The 19,740-nt window shown below is 30.9% G+C and carries 16 protein-coding genes and 1 tRNA gene; 12 read left to right on the forward strand and 5 right to left on the reverse strand.

Annotated elements, in window-relative coordinates; translation table 11 throughout:
• Positions 1-10 precede the first annotated feature (10 nt).
• The 8 genes from BLV71_RS00395 (at position 11) to BLV71_RS00430 (ending at position 8,259) form a co-directional block, all read left to right on the forward strand.
• On the forward strand, positions 11-1,201 hold the full coding sequence (locus tag BLV71_RS00395) for an FtsW/RodA/SpoVE family cell cycle protein (protein ID WP_093868641.1): 1,191 nt from the start codon (positions 11-13) through the stop codon (positions 1,199-1,201).
• Positions 1,185-2,285: an undecaprenyldiphospho-muramoylpentapeptide beta-N-acetylglucosaminyltransferase gene (gene murG, locus BLV71_RS00400; protein WP_093868642.1), complete on the forward strand. Its 1,101-nt coding sequence runs from the start codon at positions 1,185-1,187 to the stop codon at positions 2,283-2,285. Before BLV71_RS00395 ends, murG begins: the two co-directional genes overlap by 17 nt.
• The gene (murC, locus tag BLV71_RS00405; RefSeq protein WP_093868643.1) at positions 2,286-3,632 is read left to right on the forward strand and encodes a UDP-N-acetylmuramate--L-alanine ligase; all 1,347 of its coding nucleotides are present in this window, start codon (positions 2,286-2,288) and stop codon (positions 3,630-3,632) included.
• Positions 3,633-3,634: 2 nt separating this feature from the next.
• Positions 3,635-4,375: a cell division protein FtsQ/DivIB gene (locus BLV71_RS00410; protein WP_093868644.1), complete on the forward strand. Its 741-nt coding sequence runs from the start codon at positions 3,635-3,637 to the stop codon at positions 4,373-4,375.
• Positions 4,362-5,714 carry a cell division protein FtsA gene (gene ftsA, locus BLV71_RS00415; protein WP_093868645.1) on the forward strand — a complete coding sequence of 451 codons (1,353 nt, stop codon included), beginning with the start codon at positions 4,362-4,364 and terminating at the stop codon, positions 5,712-5,714. Before BLV71_RS00410 ends, ftsA begins: the two co-directional genes overlap by 14 nt.
• A gap of 80 nt (positions 5,715-5,794) precedes the next feature.
• Positions 5,795-7,666, forward strand: a complete 1,872-nt coding sequence (gene ftsZ, locus BLV71_RS00420; protein WP_093868646.1) for a cell division protein FtsZ — start codon at positions 5,795-5,797, stop codon at positions 7,664-7,666.
• A 67-nt stretch (positions 7,667-7,733) separates the two neighbouring features.
• A complete protein-coding gene (locus tag BLV71_RS00425) occupies positions 7,734-8,180 on the forward strand; it encodes a GatB/YqeY domain-containing protein (RefSeq protein ID WP_093868647.1) in 447 nt (148 codons plus the stop codon).
• Between the two features lie 6 nt (positions 8,181-8,186).
• Positions 8,187-8,259 (forward strand) — tRNA-Arg (locus tag BLV71_RS00430).
• 169 nt (positions 8,260-8,428) lie between these two features.
• Here BLV71_RS00430 and BLV71_RS00435 read toward each other — a convergent pair.
• Positions 8,429-8,893, reverse strand: a complete 465-nt coding sequence (locus BLV71_RS00435) for an Lrp/AsnC family transcriptional regulator (protein WP_093868648.1) — start codon at positions 8,891-8,893, stop codon at positions 8,429-8,431.
• 112 nt (positions 8,894-9,005) lie between these two features.
• Between BLV71_RS00435 and BLV71_RS00440 the strand changes: the two genes are divergently transcribed.
• Genes BLV71_RS00440 through BLV71_RS00455 form a run of 4 tightly spaced genes read left to right on the forward strand, consistent with a single transcriptional unit; the run spans position 9,006 to position 13,805 of the window.
• Positions 9,006-10,022, forward strand: coding sequence for a homoserine dehydrogenase (locus BLV71_RS00440; RefSeq protein ID WP_093868649.1), 1,017 nt, complete (start codon positions 9,006-9,008; stop codon positions 10,020-10,022).
• Positions 10,019-11,470, forward strand: a complete 1,452-nt coding sequence (locus BLV71_RS00445) for an aldehyde dehydrogenase family protein (protein ID WP_199488209.1) — start codon at positions 10,019-10,021, stop codon at positions 11,468-11,470. Before BLV71_RS00440 ends, BLV71_RS00445 begins: the two co-directional genes overlap by 4 nt.
• A gap of 8 nt (positions 11,471-11,478) precedes the next feature.
• Positions 11,479-13,245, forward strand: coding sequence for a PLP-dependent transferase (locus BLV71_RS00450; protein ID WP_093868650.1), 1,767 nt, complete (start codon positions 11,479-11,481; stop codon positions 13,243-13,245).
• Positions 13,246-13,262: 17 nt separating this feature from the next.
• Positions 13,263-13,805 carry an OsmC family protein gene (locus tag BLV71_RS00455; protein WP_093868651.1) on the forward strand — a complete coding sequence of 181 codons (543 nt, stop codon included), beginning with the start codon at positions 13,263-13,265 and terminating at the stop codon, positions 13,803-13,805.
• 95 nt (positions 13,806-13,900) lie between these two features.
• On the opposite strand, the gene BLV71_RS00460 is transcribed toward BLV71_RS00455, so the two are convergent.
• The 4 genes from BLV71_RS00460 to BLV71_RS00475 are packed head-to-tail and all read right to left on the reverse strand — an operon-like array spanning position 13,901 to position 19,732.
• Positions 13,901-14,089 (reverse strand): YgaP family membrane protein, encoded by a 189-nt coding sequence (locus BLV71_RS00460; RefSeq protein ID WP_093868652.1) that lies wholly within the window; start codon positions 14,087-14,089, stop codon positions 13,901-13,903.
• Positions 14,090-14,118: 29 nt separating this feature from the next.
• Complete coding sequence (locus BLV71_RS00465) at positions 14,119-17,313, reverse strand: efflux RND transporter permease subunit (RefSeq protein WP_093868653.1); 3,195 nt, start codon at positions 17,311-17,313, stop codon at positions 14,119-14,121.
• A 17-nt stretch (positions 17,314-17,330) separates the two neighbouring features.
• Complete coding sequence (locus tag BLV71_RS00470) at positions 17,331-18,410, reverse strand: efflux RND transporter periplasmic adaptor subunit (RefSeq protein WP_093868654.1); 1,080 nt, start codon at positions 18,408-18,410, stop codon at positions 17,331-17,333.
• A gap of 8 nt (positions 18,411-18,418) precedes the next feature.
• The gene (locus BLV71_RS00475) at positions 18,419-19,732 is read right to left on the reverse strand and encodes a TolC family protein (protein ID WP_093868655.1); all 1,314 of its coding nucleotides are present in this window, start codon (positions 19,730-19,732) and stop codon (positions 18,419-18,421) included.
• Positions 19,733-19,740: the final 8 nt, after the last annotated feature.

Below are 19,740 nucleotides of genomic sequence, written 5' to 3' on the forward strand. Positions count from 1 at the left end.
TAAATAGTAAATGAAATCCATTTTTCAACATATTAAAGGAGATAGAGCAATTTGGGCTATTGTTACTGTGTTGGCAATATTTTCATTTATGCCAGTGTATAGTGCTAGTACAAATTTAGTGTATGTTGTTGGTAATGGTTCAACTATAGGACATTTAATAAAGCATGTTGTTTTATTAATTACTGGTTTTGCTGTGATTTATGGAGTACATAAAGTTCCTTATAGGTATTTTAGTGGAGGATCTGTATTGATGCTTCCAATAGTAGTGTTGTTGTTAATTTTTACAATGGCACAAGGTACTGTAATTGAAGGGGCAAATGCTAGTAGGTGGATTCATATACCTTTTGTTGGGATAGGGTTTCAAACATCTACATTGGCAGGCTTAGTGTTAATGGTATATGTGGCAAGATATTTAGCAAGAAATAAAGAAAAACAAATACAGTTTAAAGATAGTTTGTTGCAATTATGGTTGCCAGTTGGACTGGTATTGATATTAGTATTACCAGCAAATTTTTCAACTACAGCCATCTTTTTCACTATGATTTTATTGTTGGTATTCATAGGTGGATACCCTTTAAGGTATATAGGTTATATATTAGGTATTGGTTTGTTTTCATTGTTGTTTTTTATACTAGTAGCAAAAGCGTTTCCAGACGCTATGCCTAACCGTGTTAATACTTGGCAAAGTAGGTTAGAGAGTTTTTCTAAGTCAGAAGGAGCTGAGAGTTACCAAGTTGAGAAAGCTAAAATAGCAATAGCAACTGGAGGGCCAATAGGAAAAGGTCCTGGAAAGAGTGTGCAGAAAAATTTTCTACCGCAATCATCATCAGATTTTATTTATGCAATAATTGTTGAAGAATATGGATTGTTGGGTGCGCTTTTAGTAGTTTTTATTTATTTCTTATTGTTGTTTAGAATATTGATAACAGCAAAAAAGGCGACAACAATTTTTGCAACATTAATGGTGGTAGGAGTAGGTATTCCCATTGTTTTTCAAGCTATGATTAATATGGCTGTAGCTGTAAATATTTTACCAGTTACAGGTCAAACATTACCTTTAATAAGTAGTGGAGGTACCTCAATATGGATGACTTGCTTTGCTTTAGGAATGATATTGAGTGTAAGTGCTTCAAAGAATGAAACTGAGGAAACGATTTTAGATGATAACCCTTTAGATATTTTACATGAAACAATCGATTAAGGTTATAATAAGTGGAGGAGGAACAGGAGGCCATATTTATCCTGCTATTGCTATTGCAAATGAAATTAAGCTAAGGTACCCTAATGCTAGTATTTTATTTGTGGGAGCTAAAGATAAAATGGAGATGGAAAAAGTACCTCAAGCCGGTTATGATATAAAAGGGTTGTGGATTTCTGGAATCCAACGTAAGTTAACATTAAAAAATTTAATGTTTCCTTTTAAGTTATTAAGTAGTTTATGGAGGGCAAATAGTATTATAAGGAAATTTAAACCTGATGTGGCAATAGGTACGGGAGGATTTGCAAGTGGACCTACTTTAATAGTTGCTGCTAATAAAGGAATTCCTACGTTAATCCAAGAACAAAATTCATACCCTGGAATAACAAATAAATTGTTAAGTAAAAAAGCAGAAAAAATTTGTGTAGCATATGATAATTTAGAACGCTTTTTTCCTTCTGATAAAATTATAAAAACAGGGAATCCTGTTAGGCAAGATTTGTTGTTTATTCATTCTAAAACTGAAGAGGGTAAGAAGTTTTTTAAAATAATAGCAAATAAGAAAACAGTATTGGTTTTAGGAGGTAGTTTGGGTGCAAGAAGAGTAAATCAATTGATAGAGTCTCAGTTAGGCTTTTTCAAAGAGAATAATATGCAGGTTATATGGCAATGTGGTAAGTTGTATTATGATGAGTATAAAAAGTATAATCTAAATGAAAATGTTCAAGTACATCAGTTTTTGAATAGAATGGACTTGGCATATGCTGCTTCTGATTTTATTGTTTCTCGAGCAGGTGCAAGTTCGGTTTCTGAATTATGTATTGTAGGGAAGCCTACGGTTTTTATCCCGTCTCCCAATGTGGCAGAAGATCATCAAACTAAAAATGCTAAAGCTATTGTGGATAAACATGGAGCAATTTTGGTGAAAGAAAGTGAATTAGATACATTTCCAATTGTACTGGAAACGTTGTTGAAAGATAAAGGAAAGCAAGAAAGTTTAAGTGAAAATATTAAAACTTTAGCATTACCTAATGCAACAAATGATATTGTAAACGAAATAGAAAAAATAATCCATTTTAAGGAGTAGATGAATTTAAATAAGATACATAATGTTTATTTTATAGGAGTTGGAGGTATTGGAATGAGTGCTATTGCTCGTTATTTTTCTGTGAATGGAAAAATAGTAGCAGGTTATGATAAGGTAGAGACACCAATTACTAATTCATTAAAAAGTGTAGGTATAGAAATTCATTTTGATGATGCTGTTAAAAATATTCCGTTGTCGTTTTTAGATAAGGAATCAACAGTGGTGGTTTATACACCTGCCGTGTCTGATGAACATCAGGAACTCACGTATTTCAAAGCTAATAATTATACTGTTTTAAAGCGGGCTGAAATATTAGGAGAGATTACAAAAAATTCTTTTTGCTTAGGTGTTGCAGGAACCCATGGAAAAACAACAACTTCTTCGATTTTGGGTCATATAATGGCACCAGTAAAGGCTACATCTTTCTTAGGAGGAATAGCTGAGAACTATAATTCGAATTTGATTTTAGGTGGAGAAGAGGTTTCAGTTGTAGAAGCAGATGAATTTGATAGATCGTTTTTAAAGCTATCTCCAAATATAGCTTGTATTACTTCTATGGATGCTGATCATTTAGATATTTATGGAGAGGCTGATGCTTTAGAACAATCATTTAGAGAGTTTGCTAATAAAGTTACAGATACACTAATTATAGCAAAAGGATTACCTATTGAGGGATTAACATATGCTATAAATGATGAAGCTGACTACATGGCTTTCGATATTGAAATAAATGATGGAGCTTATGTGTTTAGTGTAAAAACACCAACTAAATTAATAAAAAATATAGAGTTTTATTTGCCAGGGAGGCATAACTTAATGAATGCTTTAGCAGCATTTGCTATGGCGGATGTATATGGTGTTTCTTTAGAGGTGATAAAAGAGCAATTAAAAACATTTAAAGGTGTTCAGAGAAGGTTTTCATATAAGATAAAAACGAACAGCGTTGTGTTGATTGATGATTACGCACATCACCCTACAGAAATAAATGCAATAGAAAATTCTGTGAGAGAAATGTATCCTAATGAAAAAGTATTAGCGGTTTTTCAACCACATTTATTTAGTAGAACACAAGATTTTTCAGATGATTTTTCTAGGGCTCTTTCTAAGTTTGATGAAGTTTTAATGTTAGATATATACCCTGCTAGAGAGTTGCCAATAAAAGGAGTTACTTCATCATGGTTATTAGATAAAATGTCTCTTGAGAATAAAAAGCTAACAACAAAACAAAAAATAGTTCAAGACGTTTTAAAATCTGAAGCTAAAATCATAGTAATGATTGGTGCAGGAGATATAGGTTTGTTAGTAAATGACGTGAAAGTTAAATTAGAAGAAAAGTATAAGGTTTAAAAGTGAAAAAAATAGTACCATACATATCATTAGTGGTTTTAGTAGTGGCTTTACTCTTTTTGTACGGGTTTACGTCTACTAGAAATAATGCGAAAAAAGTAAAAAATACTATTGTTGAATTTGAAGCAGGAGATAATAACTTCTTGACGCACAAAGCGGTTGATAAATTGTTAATACAAAGTCGAGAATTTGTTAAAAACCAACCAAAAAGAATAGTAGATTTACACTTTCTAGAAACTAATGTTTCAGCGAACCCATATGTAGAAAAAGCAACTGTTTTTTTAACTATAGATGGTATGTTGAAAACTATCATAAAACAACGAAAACCAATAGTTCGAGTTGTTGATAAAAGTGAGTCCTATTATGTTGATAAGTATGGTGTTAAGATGCCTTTATCAGCAAATTTTTCGGCTCGTGTACCTTTAGCTTCTGGTGTGAAAAGTACTGAAGAAATAAAAGAATTGATTCAGTTAATAACGACAATTTCAAAAGATGACTTTTTTACAAAAGAGATCATTGCAATTGAAAAAAATGCTCAAAACGAATATGTTTTTACAGTTCGTACAGGAAGCTATAAAATAATTTTTGGAAAGCTTAAAAACGTAAAAGTTAAGTTTAAAAAACTTAAAGCATTTTATAATAAAGCGTTAATAGATGGTACTATAAAAAAGTATAAAAAAATAAATGTAAAATATCACAATCAAGTTGTGTGCACAAAACAAAATCAAGATGGAAAACAATAAAATAGCAGTTGGGTTAGATATTGGTACTACCAAAATTGTTGCCATGATTGGTCGTAAAAACGAATATGGAAAACTTGAAGTTTTAGGTATTGGTAAAGCGAAAAGTTTAGGTGTTAAACGAGGTGTGGTAAATAATATAACACAAACAATACAATCTATTCAACAAGCTGTTGATGAAGCACAAAGTGTTTCGGGGCAACAAATAGAAGAGGTTGTAGTTGGAATAGCTGGTCAACATATAAGAAGTTTACATCATAGTGACTATATAACAAGAGAAAAGTCAGATGAAGTAATAGATGAGTTAGATATTGAGAATTTAGTAGAGCAAGTACATAAGTTGGTAATGTTACCAGGTGAAGAAATTATTCATGTATTGCCTCAAGAATATAAAGTAGATAGTCAGTCAGACATCAAAGAGCCTATAGGAATGTATGGAGGAAGGCTAGAAGCCAACTTTCATGTAGTGGTTGGTCAAGTATCTTCTATAAGAAACATAGGGCGATGTGTGAAAAGTGCTGGATTAAGTCTTTCAGATATTACACTTGAACCATTAGCATCAGCCTCAGCTGTTTTGAGTCAGGAAGAAAAAGAAGCAGGAGTTGCTCTAATTGATATAGGTGGAGGAACAACTGATTTAGCTATTTTTAAAGATGGTATAATTAGGCATACTGCTGTAGTACCTTTCGGTGGAAATGTAATTACTGAAGATATTAAAGAAGGTTGCTCAATTATAGAAAAGCAAGCAGAGTTATTAAAAACTAAATTTGGTTCAGCATGGCCAGGAGAAAATAAAGAAACAGAAATTGTTTCTATTCCAGGTTTAAGAGGAAGAGAACCTAAAGAAATTACATTAAAGAATTTATCAAAGATTATTCATGCTCGTGTTCAAGAAATTATAGAGCATGTATATTTAGAGATAAAAAATTATGGCCATGAAACTCAAAAAGGAAAACTAATAGCTGGTATTGTTCTTACTGGAGGAGGATCACAGTTAAAGCATTTACGTCAATTAGTTGAGTACATTACAGGAATGGATGTACGAATAGGATATCCTAACGAACATTTAGCAGGAGATTCTGATGATGTTTTATCTAGTCCTGCTTATGCAACTGCTGTAGGTTTATTAATGGAAGGTTTAGAAAAACAAAGAAAAGAGGAAGAAGAAAATGTTGAGGAAGAAATCATTGAAGAACCAGTTTTTGAAAGAGAGATAATAAAAGACGAAATAGAAGAGCAGGAAAAACCTGTTGTAGAGAATAAAAGTAAGACACATAAATCTAAATCTTTTTTTGAAAAGTTTACAGAACGATTCAAAGAGTTTTTAGATAATGCAGAATAATTAATTATATAAGAATTACTCCTATTTATTCCCCTAAAGAGGAGTTTAGTAAACAAAAATTTAATAAAAGAAAAGTTATTATGAGCGCAGAATTTGATAACATTTCATTCGACATGCCTAAAACACAATCGAATGCCATTAAAGTAATTGGTGTTGGTGGGGGAGGAAGTAACGCAGTAAATCACATGTATAGCAAACAAATTCACGGAGTAGATTTCGTAATTTGTAATACAGATTCTCAAGCGTTAGAAAACAGCCCAATACCTAATAAAATTCAGTTAGGAGCACACTTAACATCAGGTTTAGGAGCTGGAGCCAACCCTGAGGTTGGAGCGCAAGCAGCTGCAGAAAGTATTCAAGAAATTCAACAAATGTTGAGTACTCATACTAAAATGGTGTTTATCACTGCTGGTATGGGAGGTGGTACTGGTACTGGAGCGGCTCCAATTATTGCTAAAATTGCAAAAGATATGGATATATTAACGGTAGGAATCGTTACTATGCCATTTCAATTTGAAGGAAGAATGCGCTCAAAACAGGCTCAAACAGGTATTGATGAGTTACGTAAAAATGTAGATTCTTTAATTGTTATAAACAATAATAAATTACGTGAAGTTTATGGGAATTTAGGTTTTAAGGCTGGATTCTCTAAAGCTGATGAAGTATTGGCAACTGCAGCTAAAGGTATAGCAGAGGTAATTACACATCACTATAAACAAAATATTGATTTACATGATGCAAAAACTGTGTTATCTAACAGTGGTACTGCAATTATGGGGTCAGCAAAAGAAACAGGTGCTAATAGAGCTAAAAATGCTATTGTAAAAGCATTAGATTCTCCTTTATTGAATGATAATAAAATTACTGGAGCTAAAAATGTATTGCTATTAATAGTTTCTGGAGCTAATGAGGTTACCTTAGATGAAATAGGAGAAATTAACGATCATATTCAAGAAGAAGCTGGATTTGATGCTAACATTATCATGGGAATAGGAGAAGATGAGTCATTGGAAGATGGACTATCTTTAACTATTGTTGCAACCGGTTTTGCTGCTGATCAACAAGGTAATATAACTAATACTGAAGTTAAAAAAATTGTTCACACCTTAGAAGATGAACAAAAAGCAACGTATACTTTTGACGAGCAAAAAATAGAAAAAGCTGCAACAATAAATCAACCATTAACTCCTAAGACTGAACAAAAAATAGTTCATGTTTTAGAAGAAGAAAAAGAAGTAATAAAACCAAAGATAGATTTAATAGCTACTACTGATGTTATTAAAAATATAGAGGTTGTATACGATGAGATTGCTATAGAGAATATTTCTGAAGAAGATTTTATCATTACAAATATTTCAGAAGTAAAAGAAGAGATTAAAGAAGAAAAACAACAGTATATTCAACAAGATTTATTGTTTGATTTACCATTAAACTCTTATGAAGAAATAAAACCAAACCCAGCACTTGTAGAAACAACTGAAGATATTAAAAGTATTGAGGTGAAAGCTGAAGAAGTAAAACCTTTAGTAAAAGAAACTCAAAAGCGTTATGTTTTAGATGATTTTAATGTTGAACCAACTATAGGAAAAAGTTCTACGCCAACAATTAAAAATGAAGTTGAAGAAGCTTTACGTTTTGAAGTGAAAACTAAAACTGAAGAGAAAGTTACAACTGATACTTCAAATGAAGAGGTAACACCTTTAAGTTTAACGATTTCTGAGCTACAAAGAAAAGCTCAAGAAAGACGTGAAAAAATGAAAGGATTTAATTATAAGTTTGCTGATCAAGTTAGTAAAAATATAGATGAAATTGAACGTCAACCAGCTTACAAAAGGTTAGGAGTAGATATTGAAACTAATAAAGATATTAGTAAATCTGATACAGCATTGAATACCGATAATAATGATTTGTTACAATCTAATAACTCATTCTTACATGATAATGTAGATTAATAATACAATTTTAAATATTTTTAAATTCCTGAGTAATCAGGAATTTTTTACTTAAAAAACTAAAAAAATGGGTGTACAGCAAGAGGTAATGAATAAAATGAAAGAAGCTATGAAATCGAAAGATACAGTAGCTTTAACTGCATTAAGAGCATTAAAGTCAGCTTTTATGCTTGCAAATACAGAAGGAGGTGCAAATGAATTATCTTCAGAAGAAGAAATGAAAATAATTCAAAAACAAGTTAAACAACGTAAAGACAGCGCGAAAGTTTTTACTGATCAAGATAGATTAGATTTGGCAGAACCTGAATTAGCAGAAGCTAAAGTGTTAGAACAATTTTTACCAGAAGCTTTAAGTGAAGATGAAATTGAAAAAGTAGTAGTAGCTACTATAAGTCAAGTTGGAGCTGAAGGAATGAAAGATATGGGTAAAGTAATGGGGATTGTATCACAAAAGTTAGCGGGACAAGCAGATGGTAAAATTATATCAGGAATTGTAAAAGCAAAACTTTCATAATTTTTTGACCTTGTAGTTCAATTGGATAGAACATCAGATTTCGGCTCTGACGATGAGGGTTCGAGTCCTTCCTGGGTCACAAATAAAAAGCAACAGAATAATTTCTGTTGCTTTTCTTGTTTAAGGGGAAATATAATATTAGGGATTTAAAGACGGCGAAATTATATAACTACTAAATAGTTGTTTGTAACATTTGTTACATAAGTACGTGCTAGAATAGTTAATTTCTTGTTAAAGAAAATACTTTTTTATTGTGGTTTTATGAGTAGTTGGTTTATATCATCATGAAAATATATCATTGAACTTTCTATATGACCTATATAGTTGAATTTAGTTAGTTCATCTAAAATTAATGAACGTAACTCATTTGAGTTACATACTGCAACATGAAGCATAAAATCAGTTTTGCCTGCCATGTGGTATAATTTAATTACTCCATTAATTTTTCTAACATTTTTTATAAATGAATTAATAACTTCTCGCTCGTGTTTGTTAAGTTGTATAGAAATCATTACTTCAATATTAAACTCTAACTTATTTAAGTTAAGGTTAGCGTTAAAAGATTTAAAAAAACCATCTCTAGTTAATCTTTTTAAGCGTTCATGGCACGTAGAAGCTGCTATTTCTAATTCTGCTGCTATTTCTTTATTTGATAACCGAGCATTTTTCTGTAATAAGTTCAAAATTTGAATATCTTTTTGATCTAACTTCATTTTAAATATTTTTATAGAATAAATTTCATATTTATGTTTTTTTTAATGTATTAAATTCAATAATAAGCGTATTTTATTGAATTTTGTACAAATATAATTAAATAATTTAAACATGAATATTGGTATTATAGGGCTTGGGACAGTAACACAAGGATTCATTGAAATTTTACAAGAAAAGAATATTTGGTTACAAGAAAAGTATGAACAAAAGATTAAAGTAGTAGTTGTAAAAGATATTCAGAAAGGGAATATGTACAACCCTAATGGAATAGACTTAAAGAAGTTATTAGAGAAATTAAATAACAAAGAACTTATAACTGATGCTAGTATATCTGAAGATACTGAAGTAAGCTCTGTAGAAGAAGTTGATTTAATTGTAGAGGCAACATATAGTGATTATACTACTGGAGATCCTGCTTATACTTTTATAAAAAAAGCTCTTTCAAGGGGTAAACATGTAGTAACAACTAATAAAGGTCCAATAGCACTACATTTTAACGAATTAAATAAACTAGCTAAAGAAAGTAATGTATTTCTTCAATATGAAGGAACTGTATTAAGTGGAACACCTACATTTTCTTTAATAGAAGAATGTTTAGCGGGTGATGAAATACTTAAAATTAGGGGTATACTTAATGGCACGAGTAATTATATTCTTTCAAAAATGTCAGAAGGAGATTCTTTTGATAGTGCCTTACGTACAGCGCAAGATAAAGGATATGCTGAGGCTGACCCAACCAATGATGTAAAAGGATATGACGCAAGAGGAAAGATTGCAATTCTGTCGCATAAAGTTTTTGGTGTTGATTTAGGACTAGATTCAATTTTGACAAAAGGAATTGACTCTATTTCTATAGAAGAGGTAAATGCTGCAAAAAAAGCTGGTAAAAATATTCGCTTGGTTGGAAGTTTAGAAAAAAAAGGAGATTTTTTAGAAGGAAAAGTAGCACCAGAACCATTATCAACAACTGACGCATTATCTAATATTGATGGAGTAACAAACGCTATTGAAATTACCACTAAATATTTGGGGAAATTAATGATAACTGGTCCAGGTGCAGGTAAGTTAGAAACAGGATACTCAGTGTTTTCAGATGTGTTATCAATTTTAAAAAAAGAGAAATTATGATAATAGATTTATTAGATAAAAAAGTGAATACAAAAGGAATGCTTATTGGAGAGAGTTGGGTTGATACTCCTATGCAATTACCAGTTTTTAACCCTTTTTCAGGAAATCATGTGTATTCTATTTCTTGTGCAGAAGAAGAGCATGTATATAAAGCATTAGAATCTGCTGAAAAAGGAAAAATAATTTCGAAAAATTTATCTCCTCTTGACAGAAGTGAGATCATTAACAAAGTAGTTAATCTTTTAAAAGAAAGAAAAGAGGAGTTTACTAAGGTTATTGTAAACGAAGGAGTAAAAACAAAACGAGAAGCAGGTAAAGAAGTAGATCGATGTATTAATACACTTACACTTTGTGGAGAGGAAGCAAAAAGAGTAATAGGAGAAACTGTTCCATTTGCGGCTTTTGAAGGAGGATCTTCAAAAAAAGGACACTATGTATATGATCCTATTGGTATTATTACTGCAATTACGCCTTTTAATGACCCGTTAAATTTAGTGGCTCATAAACTAGGACCAGCTATAGCTGCTGGTAATGCGGTTATATTAAAGCCATCGGATTTCACTCCAATTTCAGGAATAAAATTAGGAGAGTTATTTCTAGAGGCTGGTTTACCTTATCATATTCTTAATATTATAACTGGACCTATAGATAATTTCGGAGATATTCTTGTTACAGATTCAAGAATAGATATGGTAAGTTTTACAGGAGGTTCTAAATCAGGTGAAGTTATAGCAAAAGCAGCTGGAGTTAAGAAAATAGGAATGGAGTTAGGTTCTAGTTCTCCAGTAATTGTTATGAATGATGTAGATGTAGAAGCCGTTGCAAAAAATTGTATAGGAGGCATGGTTTGGGCAGCTGGTCAAAATTGTGTAGGAGTAAAGCGAATGTATGTGCATGATACTATTTACGATTCTTTTAAAGAAAAAATCATAAATCTTTCTAAAGCTGTCAAATTAGGAAACCCAGAAGATGATAGTACTGATATGGGGCCTATAATTAATCAAGAAGCTATTAGTGAAATTGAAAGGTCAATTGAAAATTTAGTAAAAGGAGGATATAAAGTGTTATGTGGAGGGAAACGAGTTGGAAACGGGATAGAGCCAACTATTATTGAAGGAGACTTTGATAATAAGTTAAACGGAAAAGAAGAAATTTTCGGTCCAGTAGCAACAATTTCAAGAGTGAATTCATTGGAAGAAGGGATTATAGCAAGTAATGATTCTCCTTACGGATTACATGCAGGAATTTTTACAAATAATATAGAACATGCCTTTAAAGCTAGTAATGAATTACAGTGTGGAGGGGTAATGATTAATGATTCTTCAGATTATCGTATTGACATGATGCCTTTTGGAGGTGTAAAAAAGAGTGGGATTGGACGCGAAGGTGTTAGATCTGCAATACGAGAAATGAGTTCAACTAAAATAATTTGCTTCAATCTTAAATAATTACAAAAATGAGTACTTTAAACAACACAAAGGTTTTATCACCAAAAAGAAATTCTACAACTTGCTCTAGTATCGAAGAGTTAGCAATTGAGCAGTTAGCATATTTTCAAATTAATCCTAATAGCGCTTATGGAGAGACATTAAAAAAAGCAGCTATAGATATTTACACCGCACAATCTGATATATCAAAACTTCAGGAGATTACAAATGACACTGTAGGCAAATTAGATGCAAGTGAAAAAGTAGCGTATTTTAATGCAAAGCGCTTTATGTCTTTTCAAATAGCTAAAGTTTTGGAAACTTTGCAAGGACCATTGAAACAAACATACCAGTCATTAGAGCAATCGGATGCTACTTTAAATGCAAAAGGCCCAATGCCTTTATTTAATAATATTGCAGCTTTGTTTTCAGCAACTCCAGTAATTGCTAGAACATCTACTTATGATTATTCATGTACAGAGTGGATAGATGATGCTTTTAATGGTAAAGAATCTATTCATCATATTTATTCAAGATCACTAAATCCAACATCAATGGCTTTAGGTACGCATATGGTTCATTTAGAAGCAGGTAAATATGCAAATGAATATACTGCTTGGAATTTTAATAGTGGTATGGCAGCAATAGATGCGTTATTATCTAATGTATTGAGTTATCAAGATATTCTAATTGTATCTAGAAATATTTATGGAGGAGCTTATCAATTGATAGAAGATTTTTTTGCAAAAAAGAACAAAATGGATATTCAAGTTGTTTGGTTTGATGGATATACATTAGAAGATTTTAAACCAGTAATGGATAATGCAAAAGAAACATATAAAGATGAAATAAAAAATGGAAAAAAAATACATGTATATATAGAGTCACCATGTAATCCACATGGTTATATGTTAGATGTTCCTGCAATATGTAAATACTCAAAACAAAATGGTTCTATGGTGATGTTAGATGGAACTGTGGCAACTCCGTTTTTAATTAAACCTTTACAAGAAGAAGATGAAGAATGTCGACCAGATTTCTTATTTCATAGTTACACAAAAGATATTACTGGCTCAGGTAATGCAATTGCGGGTGGAATAATTGGAAAAAACAGTTTAATGTTTGTGCCAAAAGGAGAAAAAGTAGATGGAATAAATTGGGATGAGTCGCTCTTTTGGAATGTATATTATATTAAAGGTGCTTTTTTAAATGCTGATGCTGCTTTTGAAATTTTATCTGGAATGAAAACGTTGAATTTAAGGATGACTCAAAAATGTGTAAATACATTAGTGCTTGCTAAATTCTTCAACTCAAATCCAGAAATGTCAGTAATATGTAATGCCATTGAAAACAATGAGAATAATGCCATTATGAAAAAAGTTAGTAAGTATAAGTTAGCAGCTCCATTGTTTACTATTGATTTTGAAAAAGCTGGAGTAAGTGACTCAGCATTTAAAAAATTCTTCGACACTTTAGCACCTGCATTTGGTTTTCAAGTGAGTTTAGGTCAAATTAATACAACATTATTATGTCCAGCATTTACTTCGCATTCAGAACTAGATCAAGATGCATTATTGAAAGCAGGAATTTATAAGACTACGATGAGAATATCTGTAGGAAATGAAAACCCAAAGGAATTAATTAAACACTTTATTCAGTCAATTAAATTAATGATTGATCCTGAAAAACCTGGATTTTCTGATGCGTTTATGCCTATAAATGATATAGATAAATTATATGAAGAAACATATATAGAAGTTCAAAAACAATTAATAGAAAACGGTTATTTAAACTAGAAAAACAAATAAATATAATGATGATTAACGGATTAAATTTAGAAGCGTTAGGAGCTTACAAAGCAACAGTTGAGAAAAATGCTACAAATGGGATGTATAATGGTGGTATTAAAGCAACATGGATGGGAGGTACTAAAGTAGGTGTTACCACCAATGATCTTACTTTAGGAAATGATACTATTTCTCACGATTTTTCATTTACTATTGATGAACCTGAACAATTATTAGGAGCACATTCAGCTCCGACACCACAAGATTATATGTTGGGTGGGCTTTCAGGATGTATGATGGTTACTTTTGTAGCAATGTGTTCAATTAAAGGAATAGAATTAGAATCAGTAAGTTTAGAGATAAAATCTGGGCTAGACCTTCAAGGTTTTTTGGGTGTTAATGAAACTTCTCCTGTTGGTTTTGATACTATTGAATATGCATTTACTGTAAAAGGAAATGGGAATGAAATTCAATATAAAGAAGCAGCAGATGAGGTTATAAAGTTCTCACCTAATTATGCTACAATGGCTAATAAAGTAAAAATGATTGCAAGTTTGAATATTTTATAAGTTTTACAGTTGTTTGATTATGAATACTTATTATTCATAATTAAAAAGAGGCTATCATTCATGATAGCCTCTTGGTGTTTAAAAAGTATAAAGGGTTAATCCTTTAATTTAAATACTTTGATTAAAATTGTTTCTAGTAAGCACCATTTAGTAAATGCTGATTGAATTAGATTTAGACCAATAAATACTGTAAACCAAATCCAATTATGATTTATATATACTGTTAGTACAATACTTAATAAAATAAATGTGCCTACTATTGTTCTGAAATATTTATTTAACATTGTTATTACTTTTAAGGTTGCGGAATTTGTTATTTATGATTTTTCTTCTCTATCATATAGTATACTAATGGTACAACTAATAAAGTAAGTACTGTTGAAACAATAGTACCTCCCATTAATGATATAGCTAATCCTTGAAAAATAGGATCAAAGAGAATTACAAAAGCTCCAATTACAACGGTTCCAGCTGTTAATAAAATAGGAGTTGTACGAACGGCTCCTGCTTCAATAGCTGCTTGTTTTAAAGGAATGCCATCTGCTAATCTTAAATTGATAAAGTCAATCAGTAAAACAGAATTCCGAACCATAATACCAGCTAAAGCAATCATTCCTATAAACGAAGTAGCTGTAAAAAAAGCTCCCATCATCCAATGGCCTAAAATAATTCCTATTAAAGACAAAGGTATTGCTACCATCATAACGATTGGTGCTTTAAAGTTTTGAAACCAACCAACAATTAAAATGTAAATTAATAGAATAGCTCCAAGGAAAGCAATTCCTAAATCTCTAAAAACTTCTAATGTAATTTGCCATTCACCATCCCATTTTACAGTATAATCATCTTCATAATCTGGCTGCCCGAGATACATTTCATTTAATTTATAACCTTCATGAATTTTTATTTGTTTTAATTTTTCCTCCATACCTAAAATTGCATAAGCAGGGCTTTCTAGTTTTCCTGCCATGTCAGCCATGACATAAACAACACGTTTTTGATTTTTTCGGAAAATACTTTTTTCACTTGTGGTTTGTTGGATATCTACTAAATCACCAATAGGAAGCATATTTCCCTGTTGAGATGTAACTTTAAGTTGAGAGATATCACTAATAGTAGATTTTTCACTTTCATCTAAAGCTAGTATTATACCAATTTGATTTGATGCATTTTCATCGTATAAATTTGTAATAGGACGATTTGACAAAGCCATGTTCATTATATATGCTATCTGTTGAGGTGTAACACCATAAAGCATCGCTTTTTCTTTATTGATTTTAAATTGATATTCTATTTGATCACTTTCAACCATCCAGTCAATATCTACAACATCATCCGTGTTTTTTAAAATGTTTTGAATGCTATTTGCAATTTTAATTTGCTCCTTGTAGTCTGGACCATAAACTTCAGCAACAATTGTTGATAAAACAGGAGGTCCTGGTGGAACTTCAACCAGTTTTACATTAGCATTATATTTTGAAGCTATTTTTTGAATATCAGAACGCATTGATTTTGCAATGCCATGACTTTGTATACTACGTTGACCTTTGTCAATTAGATTAACTTGAATATCAGCCATATTGCTTCCACCTCGTAAATCATAATGACGAACTAAACCATTAAAAGTTATTGGAGCTGATGTTCCAATATAATTTTGATAATTTAATACTTCTGGACGGGTAGATAAATACTGTGAAATTTCTTGTGCTACAACTCCAGTTCTTTCTAGGGTTGTACCTTCAGGCATATCAATAACTACTTGAAACTCATTTTTATTATCAAAGGGTAGCATTTTAACAGCTACAGATTTAGTGAAAAATAAAAACATAGTGCCTATTAATACTAAAAAAGTACCTCCTAAAAAGAACCAACGTTTTACTTTATTTTCTAATAAAGGTCTTTCAAGTTTATCATAAATTTTATAAATAAATGTTTCTTCTACTGTTTTTTCAGGTTTTGATTTAACGCCTTTATTTTCTTTTTCTCTTAAAAAAATACAACCTAAATATGGTGTAATTGTTAAAGCAACAAAGAGTGATAAAATCATTGCTATTGAAGCTCCAATTGGCATTGGTGCCATATATGGACCCATTAATCCAGAAACAAAAGCCATTGGCAATACTGATGCTATTACTGTAAAAGTGGCCAAAATAGTTGGGTTACCAACCTCGTTTATAGCATATAGTGCAGCTTCTTTAAAAGCTAAGCGTTTCATTTTAAAATGCCTGTGCATGTTTTCAGCTATAATAATAGAGTCATCAACTACAATACCAGTTACAAATACTAATGCAAATAGTGTAATTCTATTTAAAGTATAATCTAACATGTAGTAACTTAACAACGTTAAGGCAAACGTAATTGGAACAGATAAAAAAACAACCAAACCACCACGCCATCCCATGGCAAGCATAACTACTAATGTTACAGCTATAATAGAGCCAATAAGATGGAGTAGAAGTTCTGAGACTTTGTGTGAAGCTGTTTCTCCATAATTTCTACTAATTTTCACATGCACATCATCAGGAATAAGAGTTTTTCTTAAATGAGAAACTTTATCAATAATAACTTCAGCAATTTTCATGGCATCAGCACCTTTCCGTTTTGCTACTGAAATGGTAACTGCAGGGTATTCAGATTTATAGTTGTTTTTCTTAAGGCTAGCTTGTCCAAAACCTAATGAAACATAATTTTTAGGTATTTCTGGACCATCAATAATTGTAGCAATTTGTTTTAAATAAATAGGTTGATTTTGTTGTACTCCAACGACTAAATTTTCAACATCTGATACAGATTCTAAAAATCTACCAGTATTTACTAAGAACTCTGTATCACCTTTAGAGAAACTTCCTGAACTTAATTGAGAGTTGTTTTTTTTAATCATTTCAGAAACAGTTAAAAAATCTAGTCCACTAGAAGCAAGTTTATCTTTGTCTAAAACTACTCGTAATTGCCTGTTTCTTCCTCCAATTTTATGAGTGATTGCAACATCGTTTACTTTTTTAATTTCACTATCTAATTCTTGAGCTATTTGACTTAATTGGTAGTCATCATAATTTTCACTCCATAAAGTTAACCCTAACATGGGTACGTCATCAATAGCTCTAGTTTTAACAAGCGGCATAGTAACACCTTCTGGCATTTGATCCATGTGCTTATTAATTTCGTTATAGAGTTTTACAAATGAACGTTCAATATCTTCACCAACATAAAACTGAACAATAACCATTCCTTGTTCTTTCATTGAAGTTGAATATACGTACTCAACTCCTTTAATATTTGAAATTAGTTTTTCTAATGGTTTTATTACTCTTGATTCAATTTCTTTGGGGCTTGCTCCTGGGTATCCAACAAAAATATCTGCTATAGGCACATCTATTTGAGGTTCTTCCTCACGAGGAATTAAAAAAGAACTGTAAACTCCAATAACCATAAAAACAATCATTAGAAGTACAGTTAGCTTAGAATCTATAAAGACTTTCGCTATTTTTCCTGCTAAACCTTCTTTCATATTTTCGATTTTTATAATTATTTAATTAAAACACTTACGCCATTATATAGTTTGCCTTCTGAAGAAACTATGTAAGACTCGTTTGCTGATAAACCAGATAAAACCTCTACGTTTTCTCCAAAAGTTCTTCCTAATCGTAACCAACGTAATATTGCTGTTTTACTTTGACTTACTGTATAGATACCCGACAATTGACCACGAGTGATAATTGCTTTTTTAGGGATTAAAATAATGTCAGACGTTGTTGTTTTTTTAGTTATAGGGAATTGAACAGCTGTGTACATTCCAGATAAAACATTTGTGTTAGTCTTATTTAGTCTTATCTTGACTATATATTGACCTCCTGTATTTTTTGCAGAATGACTTATTTCTGTTACTTTTCCTTTAATAGTTTTATTGATTGACTTTATAAGAACATTGACCTCAATGTTTTTTTGAATTTTTGAAATTTCATTTTCAGGAATCATTGTTATAACTTCAAATATATCGTGATTTTCTATAGATATTAAAGGTTTTCCTGGAGTTGCCATATCTCCAGGCTTTATATTCTTTGCTGTTATCACACCATTAAAGGGAGCTGTTAAATTTGTGTATTTAAATTGAGAGCTCACTTCATTTTTCATTTGATTAGCAGATTCTAAACGAGCCTTAGCCATTTTAAAACGTGCTGTCATATCATCCATTTCTTTTTGTGAGGCACTATTTTTAGTGAGTAAATTTTTGAAACGAGTATAGTCTTTTTTAGCATTGTTAAAAGCAACCTTAGCTTCAGTAACACCTGCATTTACTTGAGCATTTTTTGCTTGTAAATCAGCATTGTTTATTGAGATTAATAATTGTCCCTTTTTTACTTTGTCACCTATATTAACATGAGTTTTGTTTACAAATCCCATTATGCGTGTGCTTAAATCAGCATTGTTTACTGCTTGTATTTTACCACTTGTTGTTATAAAAAGACTATTATTGTTAGTAATAACTTTACTTACTTTTACAGCAGTTTTCGGATTGTTATTTATGTGTGTTTTTGTCTCCTTTTTACCACAACTAAAAAGTAATAAGAATATCGAAACAAGTGTGATTTTATAAATGATTTTCATTTGTGTAATTATTCTTTTGTTAAAAAAATTAAATATGCTTTGGTATAGTTATATTGATATACTGTTTGATAGTACAGTAATTGTTTTTGAGCATACTGAGTTTCAGCTATTAGTAAATCTGAGGTTTTTTCTAACCCTTCTTTAAAACGGTTTTTTCGAATTCGTAATGCTTCTGAAGATTGCTTTAACGCTAGTTTTGTTAAATTTAATTGTTTTTCAGTATATGCTAGAATGCGTTTAGTTTTGTTTAGTTCTAACTCACTTTTAGCTTTATACTGATGGTATTCAAGTTTTGATTTTTCATAAGCAGCTTTACTTCCTTGAATTTTTCCATAGCGTTCAGCACCTTTAAAAATATTCCAACTTAATTGAGCACCTATTAAATAGCCATTACTATTAGCACTAAAAATTTTATTGTCATATAATTCATAACTACCAAAAGCGTTTAATGTAGGTAGAAAACTCATTTTATTTGCAGTGTGCATTTTTTTATAAGTTTCTGAAGTTAATTGCATTGCTTTTAAATCTGAGCGGTTATCAGATAGCGTTTTATTTGATAATGTGTTAAAAGGTTTTACTTCTAAGCTATCAGCAGGTTGATAAATATTGTTTTGTGTTTCACTGACTAAAAAGGATAAGTGGTTAGAAATGTTCTCTATGGTATTATTAGCAGTATATAATTGATTTTTGACCTCCGTAACTTGTACTTCTATAGCTAAAATATCTGCACGTTGTAAATAACCTTGCTCAAGACTATTTTCAGCCACTTGTAAGTTTGCTTTTGCCGCTTCTAATGATTTTTCTAAAACATATACATTTTTATATGACAATTGTAATTGCATGTATAATTTTTCAGCTTCAAACAATAAAAAATCTTTAGTACGTTGAATTTGTAAACTAGTTGCCACCATTTTGGTTTTTGCAGCTTTACGTTTATAAAGTCCATCAATATTTAATATCGGTTGTTGAATTTCTATTTTTGTAGCAAAATTTTGAGTGCGTTTAGGATTGTTTAACAAAAGAGGATTGAAATCTGCTTGAATTAAAATTCCTTGATTTAATTTGCTTCCGAATGCCATCAAAGGATTAGTCGTAATAAAACCAGTATGAGAAGCGGTTATGTTAGGTAAAAAAATAGCACTTGTTTGTTTATAGTTTGCTTGAGCTTGCAAATAATTTTGTTTACTTATTTTAAGAGAAGAATTGTTTTCTGTAACTTTATTAAGGACTTCTTTTTTAGAGATAAGTACATTATTTTGAGCACTAATAGTATTGGAAAGAAAAAAACTAACTATTAAAAAGTTGAAAAGCTTTATTTTCATATTTACAC

Origin of the sequence: Tenacibaculum sp. MAR_2010_89, from assembly GCF_900105985.1 — a bacterium.
Classification (GTDB): domain Bacteria; phylum Bacteroidota; class Bacteroidia; order Flavobacteriales; family Flavobacteriaceae; genus Polaribacter; species Polaribacter halocynthiae.